The 24,236-nt window shown below is 40.3% G+C and carries 26 protein-coding genes; 10 read left to right on the forward strand and 16 right to left on the reverse strand.

The window, feature by feature from the left end:
• Window positions 1–88: 88 nt before the first annotated feature.
• The 6 genes from BUE31_RS15075 to BUE31_RS15100 form a co-directional block, all read right to left on the reverse strand.
• The gene (locus BUE31_RS15075; protein ID WP_073404631.1) at window positions 89–556 is read right to left on the reverse strand and encodes a GyrI-like domain-containing protein; all 468 of its coding nucleotides are present in this window, start codon (window positions 554–556) and stop codon (window positions 89–91) included.
• A gap of 77 nt (window positions 557–633) precedes the next feature.
• Window positions 634–1,059 (reverse strand): SRPBCC family protein, encoded by a 426-nt coding sequence (locus tag BUE31_RS15080; RefSeq protein WP_073404632.1) that lies wholly within the window; start codon window positions 1,057–1,059, stop codon window positions 634–636.
• A gap of 98 nt (window positions 1,060–1,157) precedes the next feature.
• Window positions 1,158–1,571 (reverse strand): EVE domain-containing protein, encoded by a 414-nt coding sequence (locus BUE31_RS15085; RefSeq protein WP_073404633.1) that lies wholly within the window; start codon window positions 1,569–1,571, stop codon window positions 1,158–1,160.
• Window positions 1,572–1,598: 27 nt separating this feature from the next.
• On the reverse strand, window positions 1,599–2,216 hold the full coding sequence (locus BUE31_RS15090) for a GyrI-like domain-containing protein (RefSeq protein ID WP_073404634.1): 618 nt from the start codon (window positions 2,214–2,216) through the stop codon (window positions 1,599–1,601).
• Window positions 2,217–2,227: 11 nt separating this feature from the next.
• Window positions 2,228–2,575, reverse strand: a complete 348-nt coding sequence (locus tag BUE31_RS15095; protein ID WP_073404635.1) for a DoxX family protein — start codon at window positions 2,573–2,575, stop codon at window positions 2,228–2,230.
• Window positions 2,576–2,625: 50 nt separating this feature from the next.
• Entirely contained in the window at window positions 2,626–3,588 is a 963-nt protein-coding gene (locus tag BUE31_RS15100) for a helix-turn-helix transcriptional regulator (RefSeq protein ID WP_073404636.1), read from the reverse strand.
• Window positions 3,589–3,647: 59 nt separating this feature from the next.
• Between BUE31_RS15100 and BUE31_RS15105 the strand changes: the two genes are divergently transcribed.
• From BUE31_RS15105 to BUE31_RS15140, 8 genes are all read left to right on the forward strand, one after another.
• Window positions 3,648–4,073 (forward strand): putative signal transducing protein, encoded by a 426-nt coding sequence (locus tag BUE31_RS15105; RefSeq protein WP_073404637.1) that lies wholly within the window; start codon window positions 3,648–3,650, stop codon window positions 4,071–4,073.
• Window positions 4,074–4,097: 24 nt separating this feature from the next.
• A complete protein-coding gene (locus BUE31_RS15110) occupies window positions 4,098–4,511 on the forward strand; it encodes a response regulator transcription factor (protein WP_073404638.1) in 414 nt (137 codons plus the stop codon).
• A 110-nt stretch (window positions 4,512–4,621) separates the two neighbouring features.
• On the forward strand, window positions 4,622–5,146 hold the full coding sequence (locus tag BUE31_RS15115) for a DUF4199 domain-containing protein (RefSeq protein ID WP_073404639.1): 525 nt from the start codon (window positions 4,622–4,624) through the stop codon (window positions 5,144–5,146).
• 388 nt (window positions 5,147–5,534) lie between these two features.
• A complete protein-coding gene (locus BUE31_RS15120; protein ID WP_073404640.1) occupies window positions 5,535–6,542 on the forward strand; it encodes a N(4)-(beta-N-acetylglucosaminyl)-L-asparaginase in 1,008 nt (335 codons plus the stop codon).
• Between the two features lie 175 nt (window positions 6,543–6,717).
• A complete protein-coding gene (locus BUE31_RS15125) occupies window positions 6,718–7,497 on the forward strand; it encodes a copper homeostasis protein CutC (protein ID WP_073404641.1) in 780 nt (259 codons plus the stop codon).
• A gap of 662 nt (window positions 7,498–8,159) precedes the next feature.
• Complete coding sequence (locus BUE31_RS15130) at window positions 8,160–9,554, forward strand: alpha-amylase (RefSeq protein ID WP_073404642.1); 1,395 nt, start codon at window positions 8,160–8,162, stop codon at window positions 9,552–9,554.
• Window positions 9,555–9,753: 199 nt separating this feature from the next.
• Window positions 9,754–10,749 carry a hypothetical protein gene (locus BUE31_RS15135; RefSeq protein WP_073404643.1) on the forward strand — a complete coding sequence of 332 codons (996 nt, stop codon included), beginning with the start codon at window positions 9,754–9,756 and terminating at the stop codon, window positions 10,747–10,749.
• A gap of 213 nt (window positions 10,750–10,962) precedes the next feature.
• Window positions 10,963–11,505 (forward strand): methyltransferase family protein, encoded by a 543-nt coding sequence (locus BUE31_RS15140; RefSeq protein WP_234997837.1) that lies wholly within the window; start codon window positions 10,963–10,965, stop codon window positions 11,503–11,505.
• A gap of 537 nt (window positions 11,506–12,042) precedes the next feature.
• Here BUE31_RS15140 and BUE31_RS15145 read toward each other — a convergent pair.
• A complete protein-coding gene (locus tag BUE31_RS15145; RefSeq protein WP_073404645.1) occupies window positions 12,043–12,429 on the reverse strand; it encodes a VOC family protein in 387 nt (128 codons plus the stop codon).
• Window positions 12,430–12,453: 24 nt separating this feature from the next.
• Window positions 12,454–12,750: an RNA polymerase alpha subunit C-terminal domain-containing protein gene (locus BUE31_RS15150; RefSeq protein ID WP_073404646.1), complete on the reverse strand. Its 297-nt coding sequence runs from the start codon at window positions 12,748–12,750 to the stop codon at window positions 12,454–12,456.
• A 186-nt stretch (window positions 12,751–12,936) separates the two neighbouring features.
• Between BUE31_RS15150 and BUE31_RS15155 the strand changes: the two genes are divergently transcribed.
• Window positions 12,937–13,278 (forward strand): hypothetical protein, encoded by a 342-nt coding sequence (locus BUE31_RS15155; RefSeq protein WP_073404969.1) that lies wholly within the window; start codon window positions 12,937–12,939, stop codon window positions 13,276–13,278.
• A 110-nt stretch (window positions 13,279–13,388) separates the two neighbouring features.
• Complete coding sequence (locus BUE31_RS15160) at window positions 13,389–13,940, forward strand: ferritin (RefSeq protein ID WP_073404647.1); 552 nt, start codon at window positions 13,389–13,391, stop codon at window positions 13,938–13,940.
• Window positions 13,941–14,123: 183 nt separating this feature from the next.
• Here the strand turns inward: BUE31_RS15160 and BUE31_RS15165 are convergent, their stop codons facing one another.
• The 8 genes from BUE31_RS15165 to BUE31_RS15200 all read right to left on the reverse strand — a co-directional run bounded on the left by BUE31_RS15165 (window position 14,124) and on the right by BUE31_RS15200 (window position 24,095).
• Complete coding sequence (locus BUE31_RS15165) at window positions 14,124–14,555, reverse strand: DUF1801 domain-containing protein (protein ID WP_073404648.1); 432 nt, start codon at window positions 14,553–14,555, stop codon at window positions 14,124–14,126.
• 158 nt (window positions 14,556–14,713) lie between these two features.
• Window positions 14,714–16,681: a glycoside hydrolase family 30 protein gene (locus tag BUE31_RS15170; RefSeq protein ID WP_083619960.1), complete on the reverse strand. Its 1,968-nt coding sequence runs from the start codon at window positions 16,679–16,681 to the stop codon at window positions 14,714–14,716.
• Window positions 16,682–16,795: 114 nt separating this feature from the next.
• Complete coding sequence (locus tag BUE31_RS15175; RefSeq protein ID WP_073404650.1) at window positions 16,796–18,505, reverse strand: beta-N-acetylhexosaminidase; 1,710 nt, start codon at window positions 18,503–18,505, stop codon at window positions 16,796–16,798.
• A gap of 342 nt (window positions 18,506–18,847) precedes the next feature.
• Window positions 18,848–20,476 (reverse strand): ArnT family glycosyltransferase, encoded by a 1,629-nt coding sequence (locus BUE31_RS15180; protein ID WP_073404651.1) that lies wholly within the window; start codon window positions 20,474–20,476, stop codon window positions 18,848–18,850.
• A gap of 200 nt (window positions 20,477–20,676) precedes the next feature.
• A complete protein-coding gene (locus BUE31_RS15185) occupies window positions 20,677–21,726 on the reverse strand; it encodes an acyltransferase (RefSeq protein WP_073404652.1) in 1,050 nt (349 codons plus the stop codon).
• A 10-nt stretch (window positions 21,727–21,736) separates the two neighbouring features.
• Complete coding sequence (locus BUE31_RS15190; RefSeq protein WP_073404653.1) at window positions 21,737–22,279, reverse strand: dual specificity protein phosphatase family protein; 543 nt, start codon at window positions 22,277–22,279, stop codon at window positions 21,737–21,739.
• 18 nt (window positions 22,280–22,297) lie between these two features.
• Window positions 22,298–23,092 carry a polysaccharide deacetylase family protein gene (locus BUE31_RS15195; RefSeq protein WP_073404654.1) on the reverse strand — a complete coding sequence of 265 codons (795 nt, stop codon included), beginning with the start codon at window positions 23,090–23,092 and terminating at the stop codon, window positions 22,298–22,300.
• Window positions 23,093–23,132: 40 nt separating this feature from the next.
• Window positions 23,133–24,095 (reverse strand): TolB-like translocation protein, encoded by a 963-nt coding sequence (locus BUE31_RS15200; protein ID WP_083619967.1) that lies wholly within the window; start codon window positions 24,093–24,095, stop codon window positions 23,133–23,135.
• Window positions 24,096–24,236 lie beyond the last annotated feature (141 nt).

Here is a 24,236-nt window from a genome sequence, read left to right on the forward strand (position 1 = left end):
CGTGCATTTACGCTACGCAAGTTCTACACCGTTCTAGCCGCTCTGTAAAGTTCACGGTTGCCGCGCTGCGCTCGCAATGACATGATGATTATTTAACTGCCAAATAAATCCTCGCTTCTGTTTCTTCAAAGCTTTTTGGATCTGCTTTATAAAAATCATAATCAGCTGTATATTTCCTATCAATATCGCTTGCCCAGATCTGTTGCCACGCCTCACCGATATTTGCAGGGAACTGGCCTTCCAAATAATAAACCTGGTATTTATCAGCAGGTATGGTTATCCCGGTAAAGCCGTCTGGAATATCATCCAATGAACTAACCTTACAACCAAGAACAGCGGTATAGGGACCTGTATGGTCTGTTTCATATTCGGTATAAACACAATACATATCGTCAGATGTTTTATCCTTAATATGTTGAATCAGGTTTTCGGTCGTGAACCTTGTCCAAAGGCCGCCAATATCAATTTGCGATTGTCCGTTTTGGTTGGTTGTTCTTACCGAAATCCCGGTTAGATAAAATTGATTTTGGTTGGATATTTCTGTTTTGGTTATCATTACTATAAGTTATATCGATTCATAAAATATTTTTAATGAATTGTTTATAAAGATCAATTAAATAATTACATAATCAACTATTTCTCTATAATTTTCTTCAATCCGTCAAAAACAGATTTCCAGTTTTGCTCAGAATGATCCATTGCTTCCTGGTTTTTAACACCATCCTGTGTTATTACCAAAGTGGTTTTGCCATCGGTTTCACCTAATTCATAAGTGATATTATTATAATTTTCAGGCTTATTTTCGGTGCCCGACATGCTGCTCCAATAAGTGTACTTTAATAAGTTCGGCGCATCAATGTCAAGAATAATTCCACCGTCTTCGTATTTATGTCCCTCCCATTCACCGCTGAAAGTAATGGGGCTTCCAACCTTCCAATCGGACTTTAAATCGGTACCGAAAAAATATTCTTTTACCATAGCGGCATCGGTTAGCCCTTTCCAAACCTCGGCAATCGGCGCCTTAAAGTTGATGGTTGTTTTTAATGTTAGTGTACTCATTTTTTAAGTTGATTAAGTTAGATTATGTTGATTGGGTTGATTAAGTTTCTTTAAGGGCGGCGATTGTTTTAACTCAATCAACCACTCACCCAATCAACTTAATCAACCATTTTACTTCTGATTAGTTTGAAATCGCCTTCCGGGATCTCGAAGAAACCAAAGCGAAACTGATAGCCCCATGAGCTTTTATTTTTAATAAAATCAAGATCCGCTATCAATGGAGCTATGGGAGTTTCCTTGCTTTCCTCGTATTTTATATTCCGGCGGTATGGGATAAAATTATCAGCCATTTTATGCTGATAGATCTGCTCATCAGCCACCTGACCGATTGCGGTAAATGCCTGTAAAGGCTCATTGCCGGCAAATGTTTGTTTGGGCGAATAAAACATCACCCAATCGTTTACAGCCATCCGTTTTAAAGGTCCTTCTTTGCCGTGATTGGCCTGCATAAAGCCACCGGCAACACCACGGGCAATATGATCTTTTGAAACTACTACTATCCAGTATCGCATAACAGTTTACAGTTAAATATTATTTAGTTACAATTTAATTATAGGTTGCCTGATAATGGTTCTCAATTTTTCAGGGGCCGTCCTGCGCATGTCATTCAAATATATTTCCCTGTGGTTTCCATTAAAGCTATAGTCATTATCTTTTATAAAAGCATGCAAGCGGGCAATAGTTGCTGGTTCGTTATTATAAGGACCCGAGTGAAGTACCTGGGCGCATAAACCTTCATCCATTGTTCCAAAGCTTATATCGTTCAGCATTGGCATATCTTTCTTTTTGCTTGCTTGTTCTACTGCCATGCTTACAATTGAGGCGGTAACAAATTTAGGCTGCATAATCATTAAGGTCCATTTCCATGCAGCTTTATTTTCCATTGAAAAATTGTTAATGTTATCACTAAACCATAGGCCTTCAAGTGGCATTACACCGTAATCAATTTGTTGAATGCCTTTTTTAAGCATAAATTTAATAGTATATGAAAGGCTGAATAAAGCTTCCACCGCATTTTGAAATAGTTGTGAACTATTAGGATCACCACACCCATCTATCATCAGGTAGTTTAATTGGGGAGCAGTTACCACTTCAATCTTACTCGCAGAAACTTTATAAAGATCCTGAAGCTCTTTTTTAAAATCGATTTTTTTCATGCTGATCTATTTTAAATCCAAAAGGTAAATAAAAATATAGCTAATAAATGCAGCCCCACATAAACCGGGGTCATCACATACTTTCGAGGATCGTTATTTTTAAGGTGGGTATAAATGGCTCCTATTATTAGTATAGCGTATATTACAATACCATACATCCTTGTAGCATTAAATAATAGCAGGAGACCACAGGCTATTTCAATAAAACCCAGAAAATGCATAAACCATAAGGGGTAGCCCCAGCGTTTAAAATGCTCAATAGAAACTTTTTGTCCGCTTAGTTTTTTAAAGCCGAAGATAAAGCCGGGTATTGCATAAGCTATTATCAATACCCAAAAAATGATTGTTTTAATTTCCATTGTTTTAGTTTGCTTGCACAAATAAAACAATGGCGAATGACAGCCCTATGTCAGTAGGAATTTGTTAATTGAAGATTTTTTTGAGCAATTGCTGCGGCAATGTTCCCTACCTGTTCTTTTAAACTGTCGGGGCTTATAATTTCGGCCTGGTCGCCAAACATCATGAACCATCGGGCAAAGCCTTCTATTGATGTGGTGAGGAAGGTCATTTCTATTTGGCCGCCTACAGTTTTTTCAGAAACAAAACCGCTATAATATTTCTGATATTCCAGGTGCCTGTAAATCGCTTTATCAACCCGTATTATTACCATATCCAGTTCCTGCTCTTTGGCGGTTTGGGCAATGTAAGCTTTTAGAGTTGGGTGTTTGCTGGTGAAAGCCCTGCCGCTGCATTCAATCCGGTTAATCCTGTCTACCCGGAAATCCCGGTAAGCATTCCGTAACTGGCAATAGGCTATCAGGTGCCAGTAGCCGGCTTTATAAAAAATACCGATGGGTTCAACATCCCTTATTGTATGTTCCTGGCTATGGATTGCAAAGTAATTCATATGCAATACACTTTTTTGGGCGATGCTGTTGAGTAAGGTCTGAATATGATCTTTATTATCAACCTTCAGCTGACCGCGGCTCCTGAGCACTTCAATACTGCTGTCAATATCTTCCAGTAAATTTTTCTCAGCTGTTTTTAATATCGCCCTGATCTTATACATGGCCGATTTATGGTGCTCAGTAGTTGAGGCATCAGTAAGTTTTTCAACAAATTTTTCGGCAGTTAAAAAGGCGGTGGCTTCTTCTTTTGTAAACATTACAGGCGGCAGGCGGTAACCATCAACAATAGAATATCCTACCCCAGCCTCACCTATTATCGGGATCCCGGCTTCCTCAAGCGTTTTTACATCACGGTAAACAGTACGTAAGCTTATACCAAACCGTTCGGCTATATCGCTGGCTTTAACCACCCTGCGCGATTGTAGTTGAATTAATATGGCCGAAACTCTGTCGATGCGATTCATGCCATCCAAATTAAAGAAAAACCCGGTATCTTTATGCAAAATTTATTATTTTGCATAAAATGAGCATCGACGACGATAAAATAATAACGTTTGAATCCTATTACGATCCCATGCTTGCGCACATTATCCGCAGCAGGCTTGAAGCTAATGGCATCCCCTGTTTTATTGCCGATGAAAATATAGTTATGGGCAACCCCATATATAACCAGGCTATGGGCGGCGTAAAGCTTAAAGTATTTGAAAAAGACGTTGAGCGGTGCCGTGAAATTTTAGCAACCGAAGGCGATCTGCATGAAAACGATCATTTTGAAATTGACGATGAAAACAATACCTACGTAGTTTGCCCTTTTTGCGCTTCAACAAATGTGAGCAATATTACCGAAGGTAAAGATGACGGACTTTTAAATACCATCATGAATTTAGCAAATCCTTTTCACAGTCAAAAAAACTGGCATTGCCATAATTGTCAGCAGGATTTTGAATAGCGCGGCTAAGTTTTAAATCAGTTAATGACCTATCCAACACTTAAAATCAGCATTAAAATTGGCATTGCAGCTGCCCTGGCAATTATTCTTTTCCAGGTTTCAAACATCCTGCTGGTTTATAAATACTTTAAATTTGATTACTACATAACCGCAGTGGCAGTTCTGTTTTTAATAGCAGGATTTTTCATTTCAAAATATAAGCGCACTGATCAAAAAAAAGATCCTGCAGAAAACCTGCTGTTAACCTTAACCTCCAAAGAGTCGGCCATATTACAAATGATTGCCGAAGGAAAAAGCAATAAGGAAATTGCCTCAATAAATTTTGTGGAAGTAAGCACCATTAAAACCCATATCAATAATATTTATACGAAGCTTGGTTTACAAAACCGCAGGGAAGCTATTGTTTATTGTAAGAAGGAGTTGATTAAGTTGGATTGAGTTGATTAGGTTCATTCAGCAACAAAATCCACCCTTTTTCCACCTTAAAAATTTTGTTTATGAGGTAAACTTCCTCCAGTTTTGCCCTGATCAATCTAAACAATAACAATATGAAATCAACATTAAAATTCGGGTTAGTAACGGGCTTAATAAGTTCCGTTTTTCTATTTGGCTTTTTCTCCCTGGTGGTTTGGCTAAATGAAAAAAATGGCTGGGGAATGCAGGCTGAGAACATAAGGGGAATCGGCGGGCTTTTATCAATACCCATCCAGGCAATTGGCATTTACATGGCTATGCAAAACACAAAAAAACTTACCGGCATGCTTACTTACGGGCAGGCAGTTAAAACCGGCTTATTGGTTGCTATAACAATTGCGGTTATAGTTGCCATCTTTAGCTTTCTTTATTGCCAACTGATAAATCCCGGCTATGCGGAATTTATGGTGAAGGATGCCCAAAAAGCCATGGCTGCCAATGGAGAGTCGCAGCAGCAAATAAACCAGGATTCCGTGATGGTAAGCAAGCAGTTTACCACGGGTGCGCAGGTAATGATGGCAATAGTGGGACAGTTTGTTACCGGGCTTATTATTTCATTAATTATTGGCTTGTTTATAAAAACCAAGAGCCAGAAGTAAAAAGGTTTAAAAACTCTTATAACTAAGAGCCTATTTCCTTTCCCCTCTTTGCGCAGCAGAGAGGGGTGACTGAGAAGCGATGTCGGGGTGAGTTGACACCGCCATGCATTAGCGCCAATGCATTTGCGTTAATATCGCCCGCATATTTACCCACCCGGTCGACGCTTCGCTGGACCACCCTCCCTTCGCTGCGCGTAAGGAGGGTAAAAAAGCTTAACTTAATGCCATTGGGCTACGCCTCCGTTAAGCAAGCGATAAAAGAAGGGCATCCACCTAGTCGCCATAGAACCTCCAAATTTAAACAAGCTCTGGATTTAGCCTATAAAACCCATTTGTATCAATAAAGATACATTTAGAGTTATTAAACCTAATTTCTATATTAGCGGCTATGTATAACCGCCGTAAGTTTATAAAAATATCGGCTGCCGGCGCTTCGCTGGCGGCTTTGTCAACTTCTAAAATTGCTAGGGCAGCTATTTCAGCTCCATACTCTGGTGTTCCCGTTGTTATTTCTACCTGGGATTTCGGAATAGTAGCCAATAAAGAAGCCTGGAAAACGCTTGAAAAAGGCGGCCGCGCTTTGGATGCTGTTGAAGCCGGGGTGAGGATCCCGGAGGCAGATATGAATAATCATACTGTTGGAAGGGCCGGTTATCCTGATCGCGACGGACACGTTTCTCTTGATGCCTGCATAATGGACGAATTTGGTAATTGCGGTTCTGTAGCGGCTATTGAGGATATTGCACACCCAATATCTGTTGCCCGGTTAGTAATGGAAAAAACACCTCATGTAATGCTGGTTGGCGAAGGCGCTACCCAATTTGCGATTGAACAAGGTTTTAAAAGAGAAAAACTACTTACTCCCGAATCAGAAAAGGCGTGGAAGGAATGGCTTAAAACAGCCAAGTACTCGCCGGTAATGAATATTGAGAACAAGCAGCACGCTCCCGGCAATAAATATAACCATGATACTATTGGCATGCTGGCCATTGATGCCAAAGGCAATATATCCGGCGCCTGCACTACCAGCGGTATGGCATTTAAATTGCGCGGACGTGTTGGCGACAGCCCGATAATTGGTGCAGGCCTGTACGTTGATAACGAAGTGGGTGGTGCAACATCAACCGGTGTTGGCGAAGAAGTGATCCGTAACGTGGGCAGCTTTTTGGTTGTTGAGCTGATGCGCCAGGGATATTCGCCGGAAGATGCCTGTAAAGAGGCTGTAAAGCGCATTATAAAAAAGAAACCGGATACTGCTAAGAACATCCAGGTTGGTTTCCTGGCTATTAATAAAAAAGGAGAATATGGCGCATATGCCATTCAAAAAGGTTTTTCATTTGCGGTTTGTAATGCTGAAAAACAGGATCTGCTGGTACCGGGTAAAAGTTTTTATTGAGTTGTGAAATGGTTTATGGCAAAGGTTTATAGTTCTTATCCAAAGAGCGACCGATTATTAACCATAACTAAAACTATTTGCACCAATATCCGTTAAAAAATCATTATAAAATATCTAACCGTCTAATAATTAAAAGTTTATAGCCCGCCTGCCTATGAACTATTAACAACGAACTATGAATAGCAATGAACCGTCAATTTTAGGCTACCCTGTTTCACTCGAAGTTTGCGCAAATTCGGTGACCTCGGCATTGGCGGCGCAAAATGGCGGGGCTTCACGTGTGGAGCTTTGTGAAAATTTGTTTGAAGGCGGAACTACCCCCAGCTACGGGGAAATATTAATGGCCCGCAAGCTGCTCCACATTAAGTTATATGTTTTGATAAGACCCCGTGGCGGCGATTTTTTATACAGCGACCTTGAGTTTAACATAATGATGGCCGATATAAGGTATTGTATTGAGGCCGGTTGTGATGGCGTTGTAATTGGGATGCTTAATGATGATGGCACTATTGATAAAGCCCGCTGCGGAGAAATGATAACACTTGCAAAACAATGGGGCTTAGGCGTAACTTTTCATCGTGCCTTTGATATGTGCGCCGACCTTTATCAGAGTATGGAAGATATTATAGAGCTGGGGTGTGAACGTATTTTAACCTCGGGTGGTAAAAGTACCGCAATGGAAGGTGCATATAATATTGCCCGGCTAATAAGCAAAGCGGCAAGCCGGATCTCGATAATGCCCGGTAGCGGGGTAAGCGAATCAAACGTTGCCGACCTGGTACGTTTTACAGGGGCTACTGAAGTACATTCATCTGCAAGGGTACATGTGCAGAGCAAAATGAAGTATAAAAATGAGCATATTATTATGGGTGATACCGTTGGCGATGAATACAGCAATGATGTAACGGACGCAAGGCGCGTAAGTGAAATTATAAAATTGGCCAATACCCTTTGATAAACCATATAACATTTAGTGGTTGAGCTTATAGATTCATCTAAACAATTCTGATCAAAAATTCAAAATCACGCAGAAAATCAGCATATCACTTCTCCCTTAAATTTTATTCCGGGCAAATTCCAGTCAGATTTCCGGGAACGTTACCGTAAAGTAAATTAACTGTAAGTAAAAACAAGTTAGTGTATTAGGTACGTGTCCATTTAAGAATAAAGATCGTTTAGATTAAAATGCCCGGTAAAATTCAAACTTAATTAACGTGCAATTCTTATAAATTAAAAATTTCCTTAAAAGAAAAAGTTTATCAAAAGCATAGTTGATAAATATTAAAAACATTTACTAAAAATTAATTTGCAATTATTAATCATTCCTGTAACTTAGTTTCCGTTCATAGCTTACGCCAATTGCTAAACCAATTACAACACTTATACCCTGTTCTGTTTAAATTAAAAATTGATTTGGCTTAACCGCCACTTAAATAATAAAACTTACTTATTTGCATGCTTTTGTCATGTTTTTATAAATCCTGCTTAGTTTATTTAAAACAGGTTTATTAAAATAAGTAATTACGACCAATGCTTTTGCATCGCATTCCGGGAACGTTCCCGAAATAATGAGAAAGACAATAAAACCAATTGTAAATATTATTTAAAACCAAAATTATGAAAAAACAATTCTACAGGCTAAGTCAGGCACTCCTGTTCATGGTATTGCTAACCTTTTCACAATGTAAAAAAACTGATGTGAAAGCAACCGCACCCGCGGTAAACCTTAAGATCAATAACACTTCTTCGTTTGCAGCCTCTGGCCCCGGCGGTGGCGTATTAATGCAGGCATTTTATTGGAATACACCTACAGGTACATCCTGGTGGAGCACAGTGAACGGCAAAATAGCAGCATGGGATGCAGCAGGCATCTCTGCCATATGGCTTCCTCCTGCAACAAAAGGGCAAAGCGGCGGATCAAGCATGGGGTATGATCCTTTTGATTACTTTGATTTTGGCACCTATAATCAAATGGGGTCTGTAACTACCAGGTTTGGTAATTTAACCGATCTTAATACATTAATAGCAAACGCGCATACCCACAATATACAGGTATATGCAGATATGGTATTGAACCATTGCAGTGGCGGCGCACTGGAGGCAAATCCTTACACCGGTACAAATACATATACTTCATTTACCCCGCTTTCGGGTAAATTCCTCAGAAGCTATAGCGATTTCCATCCAAATAATATTCATGCATCAGACGAAGGCTCATTCGGAGGCTTTCCCGATCTGTGCCATGCACAGGCTAACGTTTCTAACTGGGTTTATAACGCCAGCTACAGTATGTCCCGCTATTATAAAAACACCATGCATTATGATGGGTGGCGTTTTGATTACGTGTTGGGCTATGGCGCATGGGTTGTTCAAAACTATGTAAACAGCGTTGGTGGTTTTGCCGTAGGCGAAGACTGGGATGGCAATGCGGCAAATTTACAAAACTGGGTAAATGCTACCGGGGGTACTTCTTCTGCCTTTGATTTCGCTTGTTTTTATGCCATGCATTCAGCGTTTGACAGCCATGACCTTACCCATCTTAATGATGATATGCTGTTGAAAAGGAACGGCGCAAAATCCGTAACCTTTGTATCTAATCATGATACGGATATTATTGGCGATAAATACTCGGCCTATGCCTATATTATGACCCATGAAGGCTATCCCTGCGTGTTTTACAATGACTATGAAACCTGGCTTACTAAAAGCAGGATGAACAATTTGATCTGGATCCACAGAACATTAGCAGGTGGCACAACTACCAATTTATATTCCGCTACCGATCAATACATCGACAGGAGAAATGGCTACGGCGCTGCACCAGGTGTAATTGTATACTTTAACGGAACCGATTACTGGCAGCAACAATGGGTAACATCCAATTGGGCAAATCAACAGATCAAAGAATATACCGGGGCATCAAGCTGGATCCAAACAGTAGCTGCTGACGGTCGCGTGTTGATCCAGGCGCCTCCGCATGCTTATTCAATCTGGTCAGTTACAGGTTATTGATAATATTAATTTCCGAGGTTATGTCAAAAATATTAAACTTAAAGTCTTAAAATAAAACTCGGTCTTTGTGATCTCTGTGCCTTCTTTGCGTCCTCTGTGGTTAATTTTAAACCGCGAAGGGCGCAAAGAAGACACAGAGAGACACGGAGTATTCTTTTAATAAAACCCTTTTTAAACCAATACAGCACAAATCCACAATATGAAGCTATCCCTGTTAATCATTTTTACTGCCACTTTATTTTATAGCTGCACAAACAATAATAAAAAGCCACTAAGTAATGCAAATGAATTAGCCTATAATGCCGATATTATAAACACTGGCGCATTAAATTTAGGAGCTGCCCTTACAGGAGTTATAAAACAGGGAGAGTTAAACGCACAACTCAAATTTTCAAATACAGAATCAAAAGATCTGGAAATACAGGAAATTGCCATAAATACAATTGATGGTTCACATTCATTACCCACATCAGCATTCACGCCTTTTTTATTAAAGCGGGGAAATGACACCTCCTTAACGTTAAAATTCAACCCCTATAATAATTATAAGCTTTACCAAATTACCGGGAAGCATGGGAGTTTTAAGCCAGCCTATAATTTTTCCATAACTTATAAAGCAACAGGCAGCGATAGTACATCAATTTTATCCCTAAAGGCCACCGCGGAAAAAAATGAGTACCTGGCTTACCTTAAAAAATATATAACACCTGTAATTGGTTACTCCTTTAACACCACTAATGGCTTTAACGAAAGACAAAAAAAGTATCTTGAAACCTTAAAGCAAATACCGCACCCCCCATTTGCATTTTTAAGCGATCAGGAAATTGCTGTTTCCGGTTTTAATTTTCGTTTGAAAAACTACTATCAGCAGGATACACTACATGCAGAGCTATTTATTGTAAATCATTCGGATTTCCTGGTAAAAATAATTCCGGATGCTTTTAATATTACTGCTTCAGGCAAGTCATTACCGGGAGATGTTAAAACGGTTAGCTTAGAAAAGGTTTCAGGTACGCAACAAAACATATCGATGATTGAAAAAGGAGACAGGGTGCTGATCCATTTTAAAAAGCACATCAAACTAAACGCACCCGGAAAAGAGCACCTGCAGCTTCATATAACTAAAGCTTTTATGATCAAAGGCGATAAAGCCCTGTTTACTGAAGATCTTGAGCTATTACCGGCAAGTTTTTAAAATCATTTGCTATGTATCAGGAATGGCGGCTTTTCCGTAACAATAAAAAGGTAATACCTATGGTGTTGTATATTGTTTCCACTGATCAAGCTTATATACCTTTATAATAATTTTAATGCAACTAAATTCAGAAAAGAACAATTTAGTCGGCTCAACTAATTTGGCAATCTCACAATATTAGCTTATTATTATATTATGCTTTATTTCAATTACTTGGGGATAATTTTCGGCGTATCAGAGCTATTACTGCTTATTTTAAAAAGATCAAAAAAGTCGGGGGTCAAAGCCTCAAATGATGGTAGGTCATTACCATTTTTATGGATAATTATAACAGCATGTATAATAATTGGCCCCCTGATTACCAAAAGGCAGGCATTGGGAGCAATAAATTCAACCATAACCCTGCCTGCAGGTATTATTATAGTAATAGCTGGCTTTATTACCAGGTGGATAACTATAATTCAATTAGGCAGCATGTTCACGGTTGATGTTGCCATCTCTAACTCACATGTTTTGAAAACAAATGGCATGTATAAATTAGTAAGGCACCCAAGCTATTTAGGCCTAATGCTCATAATAGCAGGTTTAGCCGTTTTATTAAATAACTGGCTTTCCTTTATAATTATCGTCATACCCATATCTATTGTACTTAACTATCGCATGCTTGTGGAAGAAAAGGCACTGACCGGCGAGTTTGGCGATCAATACCTTAGCTACATGCAAAAGGTTAAAAGAATAATTCCTTTTATTTATTGATTTAAGGTTTTCGCTCTTTCGTCCTCGCAGGGTCTCCTGAATTCTATTAAGTTAAGAGAACGTTGGCTATAACTAACCACACAGCAACGTCCAATAGCCCCACCTAAATCCTCCCCGGTTGGCTACCGTGTACCCACATCTTTTATTTCAATTAATTATCAAGAAAGGCTGCTCCGCTAGGAGCAAAATATTGGTAGAAAAATAGAAAATAATAAATTTTCGCTCCGTAGGTGCGAAACCTATTGGACTATTTTACCACGGATTTTCTTTAACCAACCAAAAGGCGGAATAAGTGTTGTACCTACGGCACAAAAAATATTTTTTGACATTTCTCTACCAATATTGAACCCCTCTGGGGTTTTATAAAAAGATGTGGGTACACGGTAGCCCGGTTGGGAGGACTTGAAAAAATAAACGCGGGCGAAGCTAAAGTCTCTCCGCTAATCAGCGGAGGAGATTTAGAGGGGCTATATGTTTATGGTGCCCTTAACTTAATTGCATTGGAGAAATCCTAAAGAGCCAGTGGTCTTCACCTAATCAACTTTCCTTCAGCACTGATAAAATATTCCCTGCCGGATCTTTAAACCAGGCAATATCCGGGCCGTAGCCGTTACCGCGCATAATTCCTTTTTCATCGGTTTTTATTTCTCCAAAATCATATTGCTCAAATTTCACACCTGCTTTTATAAGCTCATCCACGGCTTTATCAATATCAGCTATGGCAAAATTTAAGATAGTGAAGGTTGCAGGTTCATGATTGGGTTTAGGGTAAACTACTATATTTGTCCCCCCTGCTATTTTAAGTGTCATTATTCCCATATCGTTTTCAGAAACCTCAATCCCGAGTATCCCGTTATAAAACTCTTTTGCTTTTTGCATGTCGTTTACTGAGAAACCACTGAATGCTTTTGTGTTTTTAAACATAATTTAATTGGTTTGATGGGGGTTTTATTTCCCTTTGTTCTTAAATGATAATCCTTCGGCAGCTAATGCAGCCTGCAATTTGGGCATGGAAGCCGGCCCCATCCCATGCAGCTTTAAAATATCAGCTTTGGTAAATTCTGAAAGCTGTTTTACAGTTTTTATTCCTTTGTTCTCCAAAGCCCGCCTTGCTGGTGCTCCCAGTAATGAAAGGAAACCATCGGCCGGTTTGCGTTCCTGCTCACAAACGGGGCATGTGGGGCAATCGCTGCTTTTGTAATATTCATGGCCTTTTTCGCAGGTTCTTAAGTTTTTGTTTGCCATCGTGTTTTCATTGAATACAAACAAATTTAAGGGTCTTAAACTGCCCACAGCGGGTGCAGACGTGCCAATTTACTATACAAATTGTGCCATATGCTTGTTTTAATTTACTTCAAAATAAGTAAGGGTACGATTAATCTGCGCTGTTCTACAAATTCGCATATAAATTTGATACCTTTACCCACTTACATGGAAGAAAGAAAATACTTAACTACCTGGAAAAGGTATATCCCGGTTATTCGTTTGCATTTAAAAAGAAGCCTTAACGAAGAACAGCAGTTTAAATTAAACATTACTGATTTTGAATCGGCAGGCGACCGTGGAAAATCGGGCTACACCTTCAATATTGCTTTGGAGAACGGCAAAGTAACCAATAACATCAGCGGATCAGCTGTTGCGCGTGATCTGTATGAGGCATTAAAAAATGATGAAGCCATAAAAGCTATGCTTGTAAACAGGAGCATAAAAATAAGCGTAGGTAAATCATTTGTCCTGAGCATAAAAAACAACCATATTTCCGCTTTTAAATAGGTCACCCCTATTTTTATGTCCAGGGATAGTGTGCAATTATTTGTTACACGCTTTCAAGATATAAGAAACATTTTCCTGTGCTATTAGTTTAGTGTTTAAATAATTCTATTATGAACACTAACAGACTTTCCGATCCGCTTGCAAAAGCATTGAACGATCAGATGACTAATGAAGCGCATAATGCACAGATCTATCTCAGTTATGCTGCGTGGGCCAGCGATAAAGGCTATGAAGGTATTGCCAACTTCCTCTTTCGCCACTCGAATGAGGAACGCAATCACATGATGAAATTCCTGGAATACATTTTAAAAAGAGGTGGAAAAGTAGTAGTTACAACAATCCCGGAACCAGGACCTGATCCGGCAAGCGTGAACGATTGCTTTGAAAAGGTATTTAAATCGGAAGTAGAAAACACTGCAAAGATCTATAAGATTGTTGACTTGAGCCTGCAGGAGAAAGACTGGGCAACCTGGAACTTTATACAATGGTTTGTAAAAGAGCAAACAGAAGAAGAAACCATGGCGCTTGACCTGCTGGCTAAGATCAAAAAAGCAGGCGGTGCAAAGGCTAATGCTGATGCCCTGTACACCCTGGATAATGATTTGGGTAAAACACCTGATGACGCAGTACTGGCGCAGGATACCAGCGTAGAGAATCCATAAAAAATTAATAAAACATTCCCTTTGCCATTCTTCGCTCGTGCTACCCATGACAAGTTTCAACGCCGTTAGATTTACGAAGTTTTTAAAACTTCGTAAATCTTTATATCCTTGTTATTTCTCCTTCAGACTTTCCCGAGGGTTCATATCTCAGCATGGCAAAGCGGTAGTGTCTCCATTTGAAATTTAATTTTCACTCGTAACCTTAACCCCATATCGTATTGCCGCTTCCAGTATGCTAATGTTTATATCTTTTAGATTATTGAACCTAATGCAATACCCGGTCACGCTCGCCTTACCTAGTTCTTTTCCATACGTTTGGGCTAAATATGTCTTATCCTCAATACCAAGGATATAGATAGAGATTCCTGTTTTGTTTGCGCTCATACCAATTTGATAAAACTCCCTGGTTTTTCCATCAGTATATTTCATGGTATAAAGTCCATATCCTATATTAGGATTAGAAACAGTTTTATTTTCACTGTTTTTACCATCCAAGAACCATAATTTACATGCTGGCATTACTTCCAGAATGATGCGGTGCAACTCTCGCATGTCGCTGCGCTTTGATTCAGATTGGCTGGAAATATACTCTTCGATTTGTTCTTGTATATCCATATGAAATAATAAATAATAGGTTGCTTACCTTGCCTTTTCAAATCTCGCTTTATTTTTAGTCATACACTAATTCATTTCTTTCACTTTTCTTCGAAAGTACTTTCCTCTTTTCTATGGTTCATCATTCAAATTTCAAACTGAGACACCACCCAAATTGCTTACTGACTTATCAATGTTGCATAACAAGTAGCAGGCAATTTAAAGCTTACGCCTCCATTATTTACCTGTAACGGGCGCCCTTGCTTCATATTCAATTTTTTGCTGGTGATGTATATGTTCATTTGTTTAACACCGGCAGGTAAACCAGTTAAGGTTACGCTACGCTCAGTGCCGTTATTTACCAAATGAATAGCATACGCACCCTTAGCATTATCACCTAAAGCAGCGCATGATACATCAGGCTTATCACTGGTTATAGGCATAGCAAATAAACCCTTTGGGGTTATTGATAATTGCTTAAGGTTCCAAAACCGTTGCCCGGGGTGCAGTGGCTCGTCATTTCCAAAAATATCGCCACCGATTAATGGTGAATAATCGGCTGTTAATTGCCATTGCAATATGGATGCCGGCTGACAAATTGCGAGCAGTCGGGTATATAAGTTTATTTCCTGCAAGGCATAGGTTTGCTCCTGGAAAATATCAGGATAGCTATAGGCCGCCGCATCAATACTTCCTTCGCCAACAAGCAGCGGAACGTTCAGCTTTGTAGCGGCATCGGCCCATTTCTGCAATGTTGCATTATCCCAGCCCCGCCATGAGTGAAAAGAAATCGCCCCTATATATTGCTTCGCATCCGGATCATTCAGTGCCGGATCAATAAATTTATAGGTATTGGCGTCGGAATTATCGCCAAGCAGCATTTTTGTTTTAATGCCGTGTGCCGCAAAATAAGCGCCGCATCCTTTAATAAAATCATTATGCTCCTGCGCGGTTACCCGTACATTGATGCCCAAATCCGACTCATTAAACGAGAACAGCTTTACTTCGGTACCGTATTTAGTTTTCAGGTAGATGATATAATCAGCAATTGATTTATAAATGGCATCCATGTTATCCTTATTGAGCTTATTGCCCCAAACGCCTTTAACCGGGCGAAAGTTAAGTTTACCTTCAGCTGCCCAATTTGGCGGAAACCAGGCCGAAAGAATGATCGGGATGCCCAAACTATCCAGCCTGTGTGCCATCTCCATCGCCTTTTTAACAGCCGGGTTTACTTTGCCGGAATCCGCAGTAGCAGTTGGGTCAACGTCCTTATTGGGTTGCCAAAACCGCCAGGGCATTTCAACCCTGCTCCAGGCTATGCGCAGGTTTTGCAGGCAATAATCAATAACCTGCGGATCCATTTCAGGGTTTTGCAAGCGAAAATTACCGCCAAGCCCTTCAAACGCCCTACCCTGCCGAGCGGTATTTAAAGTAAGGTTAACGGGAGTTTTATCAAGATCCCCCGATACCTTAATATTAAATTCTTTTTCAACTACCTCGCCATTTTTTACACCACCAAGTTTTATGGGGATGTACAACAGCAATTTATTATGAGCAGAATCCGTCCTCACCATAATCAGCGACCGCTCATCAGGCTTTACACTTAATTTGCGTTGAGTTGTTTCAAACTCAATCCCCTTTGCGTTGTCGTCGTATTCAGCTTCCGCGGCTTTAACAAAATGATCCAGGTCCTGTTTATCGCCATTTGAATAACGGAGATCGGCGTTTAAATATTCATTGGGTAAAGAGATGCAGAAATAAACACCTTGTAATGTAGTGTCTTTATGTGAAGTTAGCTGAATGGTTACCCTTATTTTTCCTGCACCATCATCCTTAACGTTCTCTTTAAAAAACAGACTATCAATCCAGGTGGTCACCTCCTGTTCATCATCTGCAACCCGTTTATAGTGCGGACTTTGCTTTTCCTTAGCTGTAATAGCTACGTGTTTCCTGTTAGTACTAACCACTTTTATGCTCGATTCAAAATTAAAAAGCTGCCCTTGTTTACGAATGCCCGTTATATTACCCCAGGGCTCAACTTCAGCCTGGCTATAAGCATTGTTAACAAATGCAAGCAGTATTAAAATAATGGCAAATAGTGTTCCGGTCCAGGATCTTTTAGAAGTAGGGCGAGTGCTTTTCAAAATGATATTGCTTAATAGAGATTACTTGTTTTACGCTGTTAAAAGTAATGCTAATAAGCTTCAATACTTAATGAGATTAGTGAAAATACTACGCAAAAATTTACATACAGCTGTTTAGTGATGCTTTGTTTTTCGCTTACCGGAAGCTTTTGGATGATGCTGTTTAGCTTTAGTGTGATTACCTTTTGTGTGCCGCCCATTCAACTTTGATTTGTGCCCGCGTTTATGATGTTTTTCCCGAATTGACGGCTTTATAATTTTTGGTGCAAAATCAATAGCTTCAGGATGCATTGAAAGGTCAAAAGGATTAAAATAATAGATCCCAGCCTTATCATACAGCACAAAGTCAGAACGTAATCTTTCATTAAATGAGTTTTCATCCTTGTTAGCTGAATCTGTCCATGCGGCTTCTGAAAGGGCCGCCATGCGTGGGAAGATCATAAAATCCAGTCGTTTCTCCGAACCCACCAGTTCAGTCCAGATGTTTGCCTGGATGCCAAGGATCTGGCCCGACTGTAATTGATCGGCCGGAAATTCCTTGTAAGGAAAATTATAAACACTGCTTACGCTGTTAAATGTGCCGACCCATTTGCGCCCTGAAACATGGCTCTTATCCTGCACAAAATCAAAATACAAAGGGAGCCTTGGGCAAAGTACAACCTGGTATTTTTTCTGAAGCGCCAGTTGTAACTGCGATGGCACATTTTGCCGCCACCAAAACACAATGGTTTTATCGGCAGGTAAATCTGTTTCAGCTGCTTCATCCCAGCAAAGGATCTTGTCATTCATACCTATAACCGTATCGGCCATGCGGCGAAAAAAGTAATGTTCAAGGTCGGCAAGTGAGGTGAACCTGTTTTTCGCCATCATGTCCATAATAGCGGGTTTGCCTGCCCAGGCCTGGATCCCCAAAGCCACCTCATCGCCTCCCAAATGAATCATCCCGGCAGGAAACAGCGAATTGGTTTCCTTTAGAATATCAGCCAAAAACTGGTAGGTCATTTCGTTAGCCGGGTCGAAGGTAAAGTTGGGATATTTATTGATGCTGCCACCGCTATATTCAGGATAGGCTCTGTTGGCTGCTGTTGCATGGCCAGGCATATCAATTTCGGGGATAACCGTTATAAAGCGGTCTGCTGCATAGGCTACAATCTCTTTAATATCTGCCTGGGTATAATACTTAGCTTCGGCCAGTGAGTCGGTTTTATTACCTATCCCGCCAATTGAAGTTAGTTTAGGGTACTTTTTTATTTCTATCCGCCAGCCATCAACATCCGTAAGGTGCCAGTGAAATTTATTCAGCTTGTAAAAGGTCATCCAGTCAAGCAGTTGCTTAACCTTTTCTTTACCGAAAAAATGGCGCGATTCATCCAGCATAAAACCGCGCCATTGAAATCTTGGCGCATCATTTATTTCACAGGCAGGTATATTAACAATAGCGCCAACCGGCTGCGTTTTTAACATTTGAAGCAATGAAACCAGCCCGTAAAAGATCCCCTCATTTCCGGATGAAGTAATAATTATTTTATTTGGTTCGATCTTTAAAGTGTATGAACCGGGTAACTCATCTCTTTTGACCAGCTGCAGATCTATCAGTGCTTTTACCTCATTCGGATCAACTTCAATAAACATCCCGGTTGTTTTTTGCAGCTCTTTTTGCAGATAATGGGCTTGCGGCAGCAATGAGTTGCTGTTCATCCCAATAATGGTATTGCTGTTTAACTGAAACAGCCCGTTAGTTTTTACAATTGATTTTGGCAGCGGGATGATACTAATGTTTTGTGCTGATAGAAAAAATGGAAAGAAAAGAAACAGAATGAGCACGAATTTAATGAACACTAATTTCACGAATGGATTCGAATTACACGAATTTTGGATGCCGGGGATGTCTGTTTGTTGAGTGAACACGAATTTCACGAATGGATTCGAATTACACGAATTTTGGATAGCGGGGATGTCTGTTTGTTGATCACTTATATTCAATAAATTCATTTGTATAATTAGGGATATTGATTAGTGTAATTGTGTTTTTTACTTGGTGCCAAGTTAATTCTCCTGTCCTTATTAATTCATAAAATTCAACTCAATTCGCGCCAACGAGTGCCTATTTAATTCGTGAAATTCGAATCCATTCGTGTAATTAGTGTCTATTCAATTAGTACTTCTTTATTTCCCAAACGGCGGCAAGCCGATTAGTTGCCTGTACAATGGCAAGTCCATACGTTTACCGGCAGGCACATGAAAGTTTTTCCCATAAAAAACCTGTAGCTTATACTCTACCCTGCCACTGCGGATTATATTGATATCCGGCAATTGGGTTACGCTATCAAAAAATGGTTTGGCATCAGCATTAACATCCTGTTGTTCCTGGTCGCTTATTATAATGGCATCCTTACCTATTAACTTTTGGGGTTCAACCATAAAAGCCAGGTTGCGCGGGTCGCTGTTAAATACGGTGATATCTTTTGTCCCTTTAAGCGCCCAGTCTACCTTGCCGGTTAGCCACCATCGCGGGGTACCGGTAAATATGTTGGGGTTGTTTGTCCAGCCCTCTTTATCAAAACGGGTTTTTATGTCGGTGTAATCAACCCCTTGTATAGTAGGATCGTTATTATCCTTATGAAGTTGGTATACAATCCATTTTGGCCCGTACCATTGCCAAAAACCGGTCACCATATGCGTTCCAAGCACACCAATGGTTATAATAGTAAAGTACACTGAAAAATTGATCCATCTGCGATTAAGCCGGGCCCGTTTATCAACACTGCTTAAACTTTTATCAATAGCAAAGCCAAGTGGTATAAACATCATCATATAACCAGGCGCCTGCCAATGGAAATGAAACTGCAAGTTTGACCATAGCGTAACCATGGTAAAAAACACGATGGGCAATATAGCCATCCAAAATGTAAAGCTATAAGCTAGCAATTGTTTACGCAATTTAAACGAAATATACAGCTGCCTTACAATGGGAAACCAAATCCATGGCAGCAGGAAAGCGGCCTGCCCGCCTATGCTGCGGAAAAACCAATCAAAATGCAGCTTAAAATGTTCCGTATTGGCGCCAGCACGAGAACCCTGAAAAATGAACGATACCCAACCGTTATTGGCATTCCACCATAATACAGGGAAGGCCATAATAACAGTAATTAAAACCGCTAAATATGGCCCCGGATGACGCAACCAATGGCGCTGGCTTTTATTGGTTACCACAAACATAAATACCCCGGCAAATAAAAACAACACATGGTATTTGCTCAATGTGGCAAAGCCCATGCTTACACCAACTGCCAGCCATAACAGCCAGGTCTTACGGCTGTACCGGGTAGCTTCCGAGTTTTCGGCGCCCGGACCCACCATTAATTGAACAATATAATATGTTGCCAACATCCAGAAGAACATCAGCGGCGCATCGGGCTGAAACCAGCAGGCAATGGCAACAGTAAACACTGCGCTTAAATTCATTGCAACCACTGCCCAAAAACCTGCCTTTGCGGTGAATAATTTTTGGGTGACCAAAAACATCAGCCAGCTGGTACCGGCAAACAGCAATACCGCCGGAAACCGGAGGCCGAAATTATTTAATCCGAATATTTTTACGCTGATACCGCTCAACCAAAAAAATAAAGGCGGCTGGTCAAAGTAGCTTAAATCAAAATTGAGCGCTCCTCTGAAGTAATATGATTCGCCAATTCCCAGGCCGGTATAGCCTGCAATAAGGCAGCGGAGCACGAAAGTTATAACGATTAATATTGCTGCAGACCGGGCTGCATTACTTTCTGTAAGTTTCTTCATTAAAATAAAATCAGCAGAGTTTGCAAGGGCACAAATCTCTTAAAAAAATTACGAATTATCAGGGGTTTTATTTGAGAGGATATTGTCCCCTGGTCTCTGTGATCTTCGTGCCTTCTCTGGTATCTCCGTGGTTAATTTTTACTACGGAGTTCGCAAAGAGATGCACAGAGTAACACAGAGACCGGGCTATTTTATGCCAATCACCCCGAAATCCATTTCCCTACAAAAGGCAACTTGCTTACCAACCAAACCAAAGGTAATGTTACAATAAAACAGATCAATGCAGTTAGCGGAATTGCTATTATTGGTGTACAAACCTTATAGCTGATGCCAAAAGGATCTTCCAAAAAATATAATACCAGCGCGTGGGCCAGGTAAATACCATAATTAAATCCGCCTGCAAAATCACGGATGCGGATTATAACAGGTGATAATTTAGGGGCAGATAACTTAAAAACAAGAAACACGCTTGCAGCAAGCAAAACAATTGCCGGGCTCACAGGCTCAAAAAACATGGTAGACGGCCATCTATGATCTGCCATAACCCACCGGGAGCCAACAGTAATAAGCGCAATGCTAAAGAGAAAAAGCAGGATCATCCAAAGCCGCAGGTGTTTTATATTAAAATCTTTAAAGGCTAAATAATGGCCCAACACCAGGTAGCCCACAAAACCTGCAAAATAATGCATATCAACTGATGGGTTAAAGCGCAGCAGGTAAGGCTGCGTTATCAGCATAACGGCAAACCAAACTGTTAAAAAATACAGGATCTCTTTTTCGGAAGCATGGCGTACAAATTTGCCGATAATAGGTATAAAAAAGTAAAGCCCTATCAGCATATATACGTACCATAAATGGTATGAGCTGCCAGTTTTTAACAGGTGTAAAACAATTTTAATGTTAGCCCAAACATCACCGGTAAAAACTATCTCCTCGTTATACAGGGAATAGCCAATATAAATCAAACTCCAGAACAGGAATGGAACCACTACCCTTACCAGTCGTTTTTTAAGGAAGCTTCCAATTTCATACTCCCGGTGTAATAATAAAGCCCCGGTTATCATCACAAAAACAGGCACCGCAAAACGCACGGTTGCGTTTAAAAAATCAGCCACCAGCCAATTGCTCATTGAAACTTTCCCGTATTGCATCAGCAGTAAGGAAGTGCAATGCAATATGATGACCGCATATAAAGCAACCAGCCTGAGGTTGTTTATCCAATCAATATTTTCGGTTTTGGTAGGGGGCATATGTTTAATATTATTTTTTATTTAAAGTTCCCCTGTAATAAATCTCCAACTCCTTCAGCCTTGCTACCTGCCCCGGCCTTGGGTTTATAAAAACACGTACCTTTTTTATCATCGCATAAGCATTCTCAAAAGTTAAACCCGTTTTAATCAAATAGGCCATAGCCATGGTAGGGCCGCGGCCCAAACCCTGGCGGCAATGCACATACACAATGCCGTTGTTCTTTATTTCATTATCAATAAAATCAGCGCCTTTTAGTAATACATCCAATGGTGGCGGGGTATTATCAACGGTGGGTAAATGCAGGTATTTGATCCCTTCGTGTTCGGCATCGCTATAATCATTATGCGTGCGCATGTTTACAATAGCGGTAACGCCCAATGCTTTCAATTTTTTTAATCCTAATAAGTTATACTGGCTGCCTAAAAATAAATGCCCTGTTATTTGCGACCGGTTTAAACGCGGGAGCCCGGTTATTATACGATGCGCATTGTCGTACATATAGTCTAAAACCAAGCCTGTGCCTTTTATAATACGTTTAAGTTTGTTAGCCATATTTTTATAGCAGATGGGTTATTTGCCTTTATTTGCCCGCGTAATATAATCCATTGCCTGCTGAAAAGTAGCAACCCAGAGGTCTTTTCTATTTTTTGCCAGGTAATTCAATAGTTCTTTATGTGCTTCTGTTGATGTTGTTATATAATCGCCGCCGATACCATGGAACATAAAGATCCCCATGCCGCCACTTTTTTCTACTCTTTTTGCAAAAGCGATCAATTTCACAGCAGATGTATTTTCATCTAAACCATAGGATGGCACTCGTAACGGATCAAGCTTTTTAAAATCAGTAACTACGGCCTCAACGTCCCCACCCACCCGTGCATATTTTATAAGTCCCGATTTCCTGAGCGAATCAACATAGCTTTTGCCGCCAACTTCTGTTTCAGTACATGGATAAGCATACGTGCGACCGCCTTTACCATCAAGCGCGTACAAAAAGTTATTCATGGTATAGATCTCCCGAATAATTTGATAGATAGAATACCTTTCAGCAGCATTTGCCGGGTTGTCGGGCATTGTCGCACTTAAGCAGGGATGAAAAAGGGTGTGGTTTGCAAGTTCGTGGCCATTCTTTGCAGCTGCCCGCCATTTAGGAATAGTTATACTATTTAGTTCGCCGGTTAAAAAAAATGTGCCTTTAAAGTGGTGAACATCTAACTGCGGGATAGCTTTATCCAGTTGCGAATTAAGCGCATCATCATAGGTAAGCACAATCACCGCTTTTTTATGGTGCGGCCAGCTAATTTTTCGCTGAGCACTGGTTCCCATCCAGCTTAATAATAACAAACAAAAGGTAAGGTTTTTCATAACCAGGTTTGAGATGCAATTAAGCAAATAGTTTAAACAATTACCAGTTACTATCAAACTTCACCCAATAAATATCATCAGATCCATTCCCCGGACTGGCTAATATATTTTTTAATTGCTGATAGGTTTTTGTTTTCAGATCAGAAAATTCAGGGTTAGCCCGGTTGCTTGTAAAAATAAGGTACTTCTTATCCCTGGTAACATAGGGGCAATAATCAATCCCGGCAGAGTTGATTGGCGCTGGCAGGTGCCTTGCCGGCAGCCAGTTGCCATCCTTATCCTTATGGCTGATATACAGATCACCGCCACCCAGGTCATCTTTACGGCCAAAGGATGTAAACATAATAAACCGCTCATCAGGGTCAATAAACGGGTTAAACTCATAGTTCGGTGAATTAACAGCTTCAGACAAACTTACAGGTTTGCTATAGCCATCTTTTACCGGGCTACACATCACAATATCTTCTTTCCCTTTTCCGTAAGCTGCTTCAACAGTAAAATACAGGTTGCCGCTTTTTGCAACGCTAGGGTAAAACTCGTCCTTATCGGTATTCACCATGGTATCCAAATGCATTGGTGTCCCCCATTTACCATTTGGAAGGCGGTTTATCTTCCAGATATCAAAATCCTTTTTAGGCGTTGTTCCGCTCACCGGCCTGTCTGAAGAGAAGTAAATACTTTTGCCATCTGGCGTAAAAAAGGCTTCCAGGTCGCGATATTTTCCTGAAAACGGAGCCACCAGCGGCTTTCTCCACTTACCATCGATTTTTTTCATCTGTAGTATCGTGCTGCTTAAAAACCGGGGCTGCTGCAGGGTAAAGAATATTTCGTCATTTGCAGGCGATATAGTAAAATCACGATTGCTCAACCCATCCGATAAAACACCTTTGCCAAATAACTTTGGAATGTTGGATGGGATAGATTTATCAGGATAAACCTCTTGCCCCATTGCTGCATTAGTAAACCATACAAAAGCAAGAAAGAGGATAAATTTATTGATCATAATAACCCATTTACTCTATAAATATAAGAAATGTATGGGAACTGAGCGTGGCTCTTTGTTTCAATGATAATAAAGAATAATCTACAAAAGGAATTACAGATTGTCTATAATGTAAATAAATATCAAAATAGAAAAACCATT

This window comes from Mucilaginibacter sp. OK098 (assembly GCF_900142915.1).
Classification (GTDB): Bacteria; Bacteroidota; Bacteroidia; order Sphingobacteriales; family Sphingobacteriaceae; genus Mucilaginibacter.